The organism is Actinomadura viridis (assembly GCF_015751755.1).
Classification (GTDB): Bacteria; Actinomycetota; Actinomycetes; order Streptosporangiales; family Streptosporangiaceae; genus Spirillospora; species Spirillospora viridis.
In genome coordinates this window covers 2,863,808-2,873,417 of the sequence record NZ_JADOUA010000001.1, presented here as the reverse complement: position 1 = coordinate 2,873,417, position 9,610 = coordinate 2,863,808, and the positions used below count along the sequence as shown (strand labels likewise).

Here is a 9,610-nt window from a genome sequence, read left to right as displayed (position 1 = left end):
TACCTCACAAGTCCCCACAGAACCGCAGGTCACGCCGGTCACACGACCGCGGCGGGGAGTCGCGAGAAGGGGGAAAGGCGGCGCGGAACCGCAGGAGGGCCTACGACGCCGGAGACGCCGGATCCTCGGGTGCTCGGGCCGCCCGGCCCAGCACGGCGGGCGCCTTCCCGCCCTCGATGAGCAGCGACAGCAGCGTGTCGTCCGCCGCGTCGCCCTTGCCGTCCAGCCGCTGCGCCCACGACACCGCCGCGAAATGGCCCATGGCCAGGCCGCGCGCCATCGTGAACCCCTGGCCGAACCGGTCGAGCGGCGCCGCGGCCTGGAGGGGGCGGACGAACCCGCCGCCGCCGCCGAGCGCCCCGACCAGCCGGTCGGCGTCCTCCCTGGCGGCCAGGTTGAAGACCGCGACGGTCAGGGCGTAGCCCTTCCCTGTGTCGGCGTAGACGCCCCGCACGGCCTGGGTGCACCCGCCGCGCCGCAGTTCCTTCCCCACGCCCGAGCCCCAGACGGCCGCCGCGCAGTCACCGTCGAGCCGCTTGTCCTTCAGCGAGAGTTCCATCCCGGCGTCCGGGACCTCCAGCGACCGGGCCGCCGCCGGGAACGCCTCCTCGACGGTCAGCGGCGCCGGATCCTGCGCCCGCCGCTCGATCGCCGCGTAGGCGCCCGTCGAGGGCGAGCTGGAGTAGGACGCGGGGGACAGCCCGCTCTCGGCGGGCTCACCCATGGACGCCTCCGGCGCCCGCCTCTCCGCGGACTCGCCGCCTCCACCGAGCAGCGCGGCCACCAGGGCGAGGACCACGACCACGCCGAGGCCGCCGGCGGCGATGAAGTAGATCCGCGGGGACAGGGCCGGCAGGCGCGGGAACCCTCCCCGTCCGCCGCCGCCACGGCCGCCTCCCCCTCCGCGGGAGGGCGAGGGCGGCGGCCCGGGTGGCTGCTCGAAGTGCTCGGAGCCGTCGTCCCACTCGTCGGAGGGACGGGCCCGCACGGGCTCGGGCGGGCGTACGCGCCGTTCCGGACGGCGCGCTCGGGCATCGGTCCCGCGCCCTCGTCCCCGTCCGCGCTTGGGCGGGGGCGCGGCGCCGGGAGGAGGCGGCCCGCCCTGAACGGGGCGCGGAGCGCGACCGCGCGGCTCGGATCCGCGCGCCTCCGGTCCCCGTGCCTCCGGTCCCCGTGCCTCTGGTCCCCGTCCTTCCGCTCCGCGCGGATCGGATCCGCGGAACTGAGGGGAACCCTTGCGCGGAAGCCCGCCGCGCTTACGCGGAGCGGGCCCGCCGTCCCGCCCCTGGGCGCGGCCGTCGTCCGGATCGCGGCTCCGCCCGCCCGGAGCACCCTCGCGCGGCCCGGAGCCCCGCCCACCGCCCGGTCCGCGGGGCTTGCGGCCGGACCCGCGGGGGGCCGAGGGCCGTCCCTGGCCGCCCCGGCCGTCGGCGGAACGCGGGCGCGGAGCGCGCCCCCGCGGCTCCCCCTCGCGCGGGCCGGCCTCGGGGTCGGCGGCCGGGCGCGGCGGCTCCGCGGGCGGCCGGCGCTGGGGCGCGGGCCGGCCCGGCTGCGGCCGGGGACGGCGCGGCCCCTGGCCGCGGTCCTGCTGCGGGCCGAGCCTGCGGGGCTGGTTCCGGTCCACGGCGGCGGCCTAGCGGACGCTCGGGTCGATCAACGCGGGGTCCCGTCCACGAGCTCCAGGCGGCCCCAGACGAAGTCGGCCGGCTTCTCGATGGCCAGGCTCGCGTCGATCATCTCGTTGAGCGAGGCGGGCTGGGAGCCGCCGGCGCGCTGGACCCAGGTGATGATGGCGTAGTGGCCGTACGCCTGGGCGTAGGCGGCGCTGAAGCCGGAACGGAAGTCGGGCGCCCCCGGCGCGTTGAGCGGCAGGACGAAACCGGCGCCGGTCGCGGGGTCGAGATCGCGCACGATCTGCTCGGCGCCCTGCTGGCTCACCAGGTTGACGGCGATGAACTGGCCGACGTGGCGCTTGTCCTGGCTGACGTAGGCGCCGCGCGCGATCTGGGAGCAGCCGTACTTGGCCAGGTCGCCCTGCAGGCGCGCCCCCCAGGTGACCGCCTTGCAGTCCGCGGAGAGCTGGGACCCGGCCAGCGTGAACGAGTACTTCTGGTAGGCGACGGTCTTGACGTCGGCCGGGAACGCCTCGCCCTGGGTGATCGGCCGCTGGTCGGCGGAGCGCTGCGCGAGCTTGGCCATGTCCTTGTCGGCCATCTGCGGCGTGTAGGCGACCGGCGAGATCCTGGCCCCGTTGCCGGGGCCGCCCGCGGCCTCGTCCTCCTCGCCGCCCATCACGAAGAAGGCGACGGCACCGGCGGCGACCAGGACGACGACCACGGCCGCCACCACGATGAGCGGCATCCTGGACCTGCCGGATCCGGCGGATCCGGCGCGCCGTCCGGAACGCTTCCCGCCCCTGTCCTCCGGCCGGAAGTCCTGCCCGCCGTCCGAGCGTGATGCCTGGGATGCGCCTGTGTCACGAGCCTCGATCACAGTCCGGGAGCTTAGCGTCCCGGCCACCCCGCGCGGGTCCAAAAGGTGGTTTCGCCCAGATTCGCGGCGACGATCACAATCCGCTCGTTCCGATCAGCGCGCCCACCCCGTAGGTGATCGCGGCGGCGGCGCCGCCGAAGGCCAGCTGGCGCAGCCCGGAGAACCACCAGCTCCGCGCGGTCACCCGGGACACCAGCACCCCGGCCAGGAACAGGCCCAGCCCCGCGACCACCGCGGCCGGCCACAGCGAGGACGCGCCCGCCAGGTAGGGCAGGACGGGCAGCACGGCGCCGGTCGCGAAGGCCAGGAACGAGGAGAAGGCCGCCAGCAGCGGTGAGGGCAGCTCCCCCGGGGCGACGCCGAGCTCCTCCCGGGCGTGCACCCGCAGCGCCTCCTCCGGGTCGCGGGAGAGCTGCCGCGCGACCTCGGCGGCCAGCTCCGGCTCCACGCCGCGGCCCTCGAAGACCTCCGCCAGCTCGCGCTGCTCGGCGCGGGGATGCCGGGCCAGCTCCAGGCGTTCCACCTCGATCTCGGCCTCGGCCAGCTCGGACTGGGAGGCGACCGAGATGTACTCCCCGGCGGCCATGGAGAACGCCCCGGCGGCCAGGCCCGCCAGCCCGGCCAGCAGGACGACCCGCTGCCCGGCCTGCCCGCCCGCGACCCCGGCGATCAGCGCGAAGTTGGACACCAGCCCGTCCATCGCGCCGAACACCGCGGGCCGCAGCCAGCCGCCGGTGACGTCCCGGTGCGGGTGATGGATCTCCGACCTCATTGTGGCCCCCCCGGCGGGCTGCCCGCCCTCCTGCTTAGGGCAGGAACCCTACTTGCCGTCCTTGACGGGTTCCCCCTTGCCCGCCTCCGCGGGCTCGACATCGTCACGGACACCATTCTCGCCGGTCACCGGCGTGGAGCCGGCATCGCCGGCGGCCGTGTCGGCGCCGGCCCCCGCCGGCGCGGCGGCCGTCTCCCGCTTCTCCCCGGCGCCCGGCTCCGTGTCCTTGTCCTTGTCCGTGTCCGTCGGCGGGACCGTGTCCGTGTCCGTGCCAGTGCCCGTGTCCTTCGGCGGAGCCGTGTCCGTGGGCGGGGCCGGCACCGGGTCCGTGGCCGCCTCCGCGGACGCGGTCTCCCGCTCGGGCTCGTCCACCGGCTCGGGCTCGTCCACGGATTCGAGGGCCGGGGCGGCATCGGCGGCCGGCTCCTCGGAGACCGGCTCCGCCACCGGCTTCTCCGGGGCCTCGTCGTCCTTCCCGGCGTGCGACGTGGAGGCGGCGGGCCCCTCCCCGTCCGGCTCGTCGCCGCCCCCGGCGCTCCCGGACGCCTCGGGCTCCGTCCGCGGGACGGCACCGACCTCCTCGGGTCCGCTCTTGCCCCGGGCCCAGTAGAGGTAGCCCACGGCGCCGAGGAAGACGATCAGGGAGGTCCAGTCGTTGAGGCGCATGCCCAGGATGTGGTGGGCGTCGTCGATGCGCAGCCACTCGATCCAGAACCGGCCGGCGGTGTAGGCGGCGACGTACAGGGCGAACGCCCGGCCGTGGGTGAGCTTGAAGCGGCGGTCGGCCCACAGGACCAGGACCGCGACGCCGACGCACCACAGCGACTCGTACAGGAAGGTCGGGTGGTAGGTGGCGATGTCGGCGTACCGGGGGTCCAGGCTCCCGTCGGCGAGGCGCGGCCGGTGCGCCTGGTCGATCTTCAATGCCCAGAAGGTGTCCAGCGGCCGCCCGTACAGCTCCTGGTTCCAGTAGTTGCCCCAGCGGCCGATGGCCTGGGCGAGGGCGATGCCGGGGGCCACCGCGTCGCCCAGCGCGGCCACGGAGATCCCGCGCCGGCGGCAGCCGATCAGCGCGCCGACCGCGCCGAGCAGGACGGCGCCCCAGATGCCCAGGCCGCCCTCCCAGATCTTCAGGGCGTCCACCGGGTCGCGGCCCTCGCCGAAGTACCGCTGGTAGTCGGTGAGGACGTGGTAGAGCCGGCCGCCGATCAGGCCGAACGGGACCGCCCACACGGCGACGTCGACGATCACGCCGGGGGCGCCGCCCTTGGCGGCCCAGCGCCGTTCGCCCAGCCACACCGCGACGACGATGCCAATGATGATCATCAGGGCGTAGGCGCGGATCGGGACGAAGCCCAGATGCCAGACGCCCTGGGAAGGACTCGGGATGAAGGCCACCGGCTGCATGACCGTTGACGTTACCGCCTTTGGCCGGGCGCGTGGTCCCGGGACGGCCAGAGCGGGGCGCCCACTTTCTCATCCCCGGCGCGCGGCGTGGATCGCCCGCTCCAGCCGGACCGGGCTCAGCAGGCGGTCCGCCCCCTCGAGCCGCCTGCCGTTCAGGAAGGCCGCCGGGACCTCCCGGACGCCGCGCTCGACGGTCGCGTACCGGGTCATCCGCTCGACCTGCCCGGCCATCCGGGCCCCGGTCACGCAGGCGTCGAACGCCCCGGCGGGGATCCCCGCCCGGCGGCCCAGCGCGATGAGGTCCGCGGGCGTGAAGCCCTGGCCGCCCTTCGCGGTCTGGTGGGCCAGGAGCGTCTCGTGGTACGGCAGCCAGTTGACGGCGGGCGCGCACAGGGCGGCGTTGGCGGCGCGCGCGCTGCCGGAGGTCATCGGCTCGTCCTGCGGGCTCCGGTAGAACTGGAACGGCCGGTAGACGGCGCGCACCCGCCCGCGGGCGGCCAGCCGCTTGATCACCGAGCCGACCGCGGCGTCCATGGCCCTGCACTCGGGGCACTGGTAGTCGGTGAAGATCTCCAGCACGGGCGCGGTCGTGTCACCCCAGGTCAGCACGGTGGAGCCGTCTCCAGCGCGCAGCACCGGCGGCGGCGGGCCCCCGAAGGCCCCGGAGCCCGGACCGCCGTCATCGGCCTCCCGGTCCTGCGCCCGGACGAGATCGATGCCCGCGAGCACCAGCCCGATCGTCACGGCGGCGCCGAGCACGGCCAGCAGCCGGTGCCCCACCGCGCCCCGGGGACGTTCCCGCGTCCTCCGGTCCCCTCGCGACGTGCTCATCGTGCCCCCGATCGATGCGCGTGCCCGCCCACCGAGACCAGGGTCTACCTCGAAGTGGCCTCAGCCACCGCGCGAGCGCGTTGGCCGCCCGGTGGGGCGATGCCGGAGGCGAGCGCCACCGGGCGGATCGCGAAGCGATGTCGCGCTCGCCAAGGCCCGGTGAGGTGCGAGCCGCCAGGCGAGCACCGTAGGCCGGGACTTTGAAAACAGAGCCTAGCCAACCGGCCCGGGGAGGGAAGGCACGCCGCGCTGGGCGAGGCGCCGAACGGCCGGTACGGCGGCACGGCACGGCGGCACGGCACGGCGGCACGGCACGGCGGCACGGTACGGCGGCACGGTACGGCGGCACGGTACGGCGAGCGCCGCGGACCCCGTGGGGGCCGCGGCGCTCGGTCGCCACCGTGCGGGGCTACCTGCCGGACTTGGCGTCGTTCACGGCCTTGGTGAGCGAGGCGGGGTCACCGAGCTCGTTCTCCAGCTTGCGGCCGTCCAGGTACACCGTCGGCGTGCCGGTCACCTTGCGGGTCTCCAGCGCGTACTTGGTCATCGCGTCGACCTGGGGCTTCTTCTGCTGGTCGACCACGCACTTCTCGAAGCCGGCATCGGTCACCCCGACGTCCTTGCCCCAGGCGACCAGGTCCTCGGACGAGAAGCCCTCCGAGCCCTCCTGCGGCTGGAACTTGAACAGCGCGTCGTGGTAGGAGAGCCACTTGTCGGCCGGGACGCACAGCGCCGCGGCGGCCGACCGCAGCGAGTTGCCCTTGATGGGGTCGCGCTGCTCACCGAAGAGGTGGAACGGGCGGTAGACCACCTTGACCTTGCCCTCGGCGGCCAGTTCCTTCACCGTCTTGCCGGTGTTCTCCTCGAACTGCTTGCACGCGGGGCACTGGAAGTCCTCGAAGATCTCCAGCGTGGGCCCGGTGACCCCGGCCTTGGCCATGACGATCGAGCCGTCGGCCTCCCGGGTGAGCGGCGCCTGCGGGCCGGTGTAGGCCGTGGCGGTCTGGTCCCGCTTGCCCTGCTGGTCGATGACGACCACGGCGATCGCCACGATCGCCGCCACCGCGACCACCGCGCCGAGCACGATGGTCAGGAGCCGCCGCTGCTTCTCGCGCGCCGCCTGGCGTTTGCGCTCTGCGGCGAGCCGCTCCCGCGCGCTCCGCTCTCGTGCGGCCTTGCTCATGTGGATCTCTCCTATGGGGACACCGCGCGGACTCCGGCGCGGATGGGGCGGATCGCGGCCCCGGCCGGCCTAGTCGACCTGGCCGATCCGCCGGAACTCATCGAACAGGACAAGGACGAACAGCAGGACGGTGACGGCGTGCACACCGGTGCACCACAGGCAGATCTTCCCCAGGAGGATCTCGGCGGTCACCAGGTAGACGACGAACAGCACTCCCACGCAGACCCCGGCCAGCCGGCCCCATCTCAGCACCGGCCGGTCCGAACGCAGCGCGGGCGGCGTGATGAGGGCCGCGAAGCCGATGAAGAAGGCCAGCCCCAGCAGCGGCAGCGGGACTCCCGCGAGCTCGCTGTACTTGCTGGTGGTGACCGCGTGGCAGTCGACGGTCGAGTTGGTGGTGCAGACCAGGAGGCTCTCCTGGTAGTGGACCACCGTCAGGTAGACCGAGATCCCCAGGCCGACGAGCGTGAGCACCCAGGCCGTCACCGGGAACCAGGCCGGCCGGGCGAGCGGCGTGGACGCCGTGGACGTGGCGTCCTCCGTCTCGTCCCGCGACTCGGCGTGCTGCACCATCACTGATCCTTCCGCGAGCGCACATCACCGGAACGCCGTCCGGGAACGCCGTGACGGACGTCCACCCCCGCAGGGAAACACCCTAGGGGACGGCGCGTGAATTCCGCGTTCGGCACACGGCGCGGCGGGGCGCCGCGCCGGCTCCCGCCGGGCAGTCCGGCCACACGCCGAGCATACGCGGCGGTGGCCGGTGGCGCGGATCCGTCAGGGGACGACCGGGTGGCGGACGCCCGCGGCCAGCTCGGCGGTCAGCAGGCGGAGGTCCTTGAGGCCGGTGGGGAGGTCGGGGGCGTCCAGGAGGCGCCGGATGAACGCCGAGCCGACGATGACGCCGTCGGCGAAACCGGCCACCTCGGCGGCCTGCGCCCCGGTGCTCACGCCCAGCCCGAGCCCGACCGGCAGGCCGGAGCCGGTGCGGGCCACGGCCGCCCGCGTGCGCTCCACCAGGCGCGGCGCGCCGGTGTCGACCGTGCCGCGCGTCCCGGTCACGCCCATCAGCGAGGCCGCGTACACGAACCCGCGGCAGACCTTGACGATCTTCTCGATCCGCTCGTCGGTGGAGCTGAGCGCGACCAGGAAGACCCGGTCGAGGTCGTGCGCCTCGGCGGCCTCCAGCCAGGGCCCGGCCTCCTCGGGAGTGAGGTCGGGAGTGATCAGGCCCGCGCCGCCGGCCGACTTCAGGTCGCGGGCGAACGCCTCGACGCCGTACCGGTCGACCGGGTTCCAGTACGTCATGACCAGGGGCGGCACGCCGGTGGCGGCCACCGCCTCGACGGTGCGGAACACGTCGGCGACGCGGACGCCGCCGACCAGGGCCTGGTGGACGGCGTCCTGGATGGTGGGGCCGTCCATCATCGGGTCGGAGTAGGGAAGGCCGATCTCGATGACGTCGCAGCCGGCGTCCACCATGACCTTGGCGGCCTCGATGGCGCCCTCGCAGGTGGGGAACCCGGCGGGCAGGTAGCCGACCAGCGCGGCCCGCCCCTCGGCCCGGGCCCTGTCATAGGCGGCCCGGACCCCGCCGGACGCGGTGCCCGCGGAGTCCGCGGCGGCCGTCGCGGCGGTCGTCACGGTGGTCTGCCCGGTGCGCTCGGTGGCCTCGCTCACGCGCCCTCTCCTTCCGGCATCAGCCCGAAGTACTCGGCCGCCGTGTGCATGTCCTTGTCGCCCCGGCCGGACAGGCAGACCAGGATGACGCCGTCCGGGCCGAGCTCGCGGCCGAGCTTGAGGGCGCCGGCGAGGGCGTGCGCCGACTCGATGGCCGGGATGATGCCCTCGGTGCGGCACAGCAGGGCGAACGCCTCCATCGCCTCGGCGTCGGTGATCGGCCGGTACTCGGCCCGGCCGCTGTCGTGCAGCCAGGAGTGCTCGGGACCGACCCCCGGGTAGTCCAGCCCGGCCGAGATCGAGTGCGACTCGACGGTCTGCCCGTCCTCGTCCTGCAGCAGGTAGGTGCGCATGCCGTGGATCACGCCGACCCGGCCCGCGGAGATCGTCGCGGCGTGCCGGCCGGTCTCGACCCCGTCACCGGCGGCCTCGAAGCCGCACAGCCGGACCTCCGGGTCGCCGATGAACGCGTGGAAGGCGCCGATGGAGTTGGAGCCGCCGCCGACGCAGGCGGCCACCGCATCCGGCAGCCGGCCGGTGCGCTCGAGCATCTGGGCGCGGGCCTCGGCGCCGATCACGCGCTGCAGCTCGCGGACGATCATCGGGAACGGGTGCGGGCCCATGGTGGAGCCGACGCAGTAGTGGGTGGTGCCGACGGTGGCGACCCAGTCGCGGAACGCCTCGTTGCAGGCGTCCTTGAGGGTGCGGCTGCCGGTGCGGACCGGCACCACCTCGGCGCCGAGCATCCGCATCCGGGCGACGTTGAGGGCCTGCCGCTCGGTGTCGACCTCGCCCATGAAGACGGTGCACTCCAGGCCGAGCAGGGCGGCGGCGGTGGCGGTGGCGACGCCGTGCTGGCCGGCGCCGGTCTCGGCGATCACCCGGGTCTTGCCCATCCGGCGGGCGAGCAGCGCCTGGCCGAGAACATTGTTGATCTTGTGGGAGCCGGTGTGGTTGAGATCCTCGCGCTTGAGCAGGATCCGGGCGCCGCCCGCCCGCTCGCCGAAGCGGGGGGCCTCGGTCAGCGGGCTGGGGCGGCCCGCGTAGTCGCGGAGGAGGCCGTCCAGCTCGGCGGTGAAGGCGGGGTCCCGGCGGGCCGCCTCGAACTCGCGGGTCAGCTCGTCCAGCGCGGCCATCAGGGCCTCGGGGGCGAACCGCCCGCCGAAGGGGCCGAAGTGGCCGGACGGGTCGGGCACCGTGGCGGGCACGCCGGCGCCACGGTCGGTGTCGGTGGTCATCAGGGT

9 protein-coding genes are annotated in these 9,610 nt (G+C 74.9%); all 9 read right to left on the bottom strand.

Going from position 1 to position 9,610, the window contains the following annotated elements; all coding sequences use genetic code 11:
• Window positions 1-100: 100 nt before the first annotated feature.
• The gene (locus IW256_RS12890; RefSeq protein ID WP_197011186.1) at window positions 101-988 is read right to left on the bottom strand and encodes a hypothetical protein; all 888 of its coding nucleotides are present in this window, start codon (window positions 986-988) and stop codon (window positions 101-103) included.
• Window positions 989-1,653: 665 nt separating this feature from the next.
• Window positions 1,654-2,361, bottom strand: a complete 708-nt coding sequence (locus tag IW256_RS12885; protein WP_231403757.1) for a hypothetical protein — start codon at window positions 2,359-2,361, stop codon at window positions 1,654-1,656.
• A 205-nt stretch (window positions 2,362-2,566) separates the two neighbouring features.
• On the bottom strand, window positions 2,567-3,265 hold the full coding sequence (locus tag IW256_RS12880) for a VIT1/CCC1 transporter family protein (protein WP_197011184.1): 699 nt from the start codon (window positions 3,263-3,265) through the stop codon (window positions 2,567-2,569).
• Window positions 3,266-3,313: 48 nt separating this feature from the next.
• Entirely contained in the window at window positions 3,314-4,672 is a 1,359-nt protein-coding gene (lgt, locus tag IW256_RS12875) for a prolipoprotein diacylglyceryl transferase (RefSeq protein WP_197011183.1), read from the bottom strand.
• Between the two features lie 69 nt (window positions 4,673-4,741).
• Complete coding sequence (locus IW256_RS12870) at window positions 4,742-5,503, bottom strand: DsbA family protein (protein ID WP_197011182.1); 762 nt, start codon at window positions 5,501-5,503, stop codon at window positions 4,742-4,744.
• Between the two features lie 409 nt (window positions 5,504-5,912).
• Window positions 5,913-6,686: a DsbA family protein gene (locus tag IW256_RS12865; RefSeq protein ID WP_197011181.1), complete on the bottom strand. Its 774-nt coding sequence runs from the start codon at window positions 6,684-6,686 to the stop codon at window positions 5,913-5,915.
• A 69-nt stretch (window positions 6,687-6,755) separates the two neighbouring features.
• Window positions 6,756-7,259: a vitamin K epoxide reductase family protein gene (locus IW256_RS12860; RefSeq protein WP_197011180.1), complete on the bottom strand. Its 504-nt coding sequence runs from the start codon at window positions 7,257-7,259 to the stop codon at window positions 6,756-6,758.
• 204 nt (window positions 7,260-7,463) lie between these two features.
• The gene (trpA, locus tag IW256_RS12855; RefSeq protein ID WP_197016281.1) at window positions 7,464-8,330 is read right to left on the bottom strand and encodes a tryptophan synthase subunit alpha; all 867 of its coding nucleotides are present in this window, start codon (window positions 8,328-8,330) and stop codon (window positions 7,464-7,466) included.
• A 32-nt stretch (window positions 8,331-8,362) separates the two neighbouring features.
• Window positions 8,363-9,604 (bottom strand): tryptophan synthase subunit beta, encoded by a 1,242-nt coding sequence (gene trpB, locus IW256_RS12850; protein ID WP_197011179.1) that lies wholly within the window; start codon window positions 9,602-9,604, stop codon window positions 8,363-8,365.
• Window positions 9,605-9,610: the final 6 nt, after the last annotated feature.

Coding starts and splice junctions, on each gene's coding strand:
- IW256_RS12885 (WP_231403757.1), bottom strand. CDS start 2,361: ATGCCGCTCATCGTGGTGGCGGCCGTGGTCGTCGTCCTGGTCGCCGCC.
- IW256_RS12880 (WP_197011184.1), bottom strand. CDS start 3,265: ATGAGGTCGGAGATCCATCACCCGCACCGGGACGTCACCGGCGGCTGG.
- lgt (WP_197011183.1), bottom strand. CDS start 4,672: ATGCAGCCGGTGGCCTTCATCCCGAGTCCTTCCCAGGGCGTCTGGCAT.
- IW256_RS12870 (WP_197011182.1), bottom strand. CDS start 5,503: ATGAGCACGTCGCGAGGGGACCGGAGGACGCGGGAACGTCCCCGGGGC.
- IW256_RS12865 (WP_197011181.1), bottom strand. CDS start 6,686: ATGAGCAAGGCCGCACGAGAGCGGAGCGCGCGGGAGCGGCTCGCCGCA.
- IW256_RS12860 (WP_197011180.1), bottom strand. CDS start 7,259: ATGGTGCAGCACGCCGAGTCGCGGGACGAGACGGAGGACGCCACGTCC.
- trpB (WP_197011179.1), bottom strand. CDS start 9,604: ATGACCACCGACACCGACCGTGGCGCCGGCGTGCCCGCCACGGTGCCC.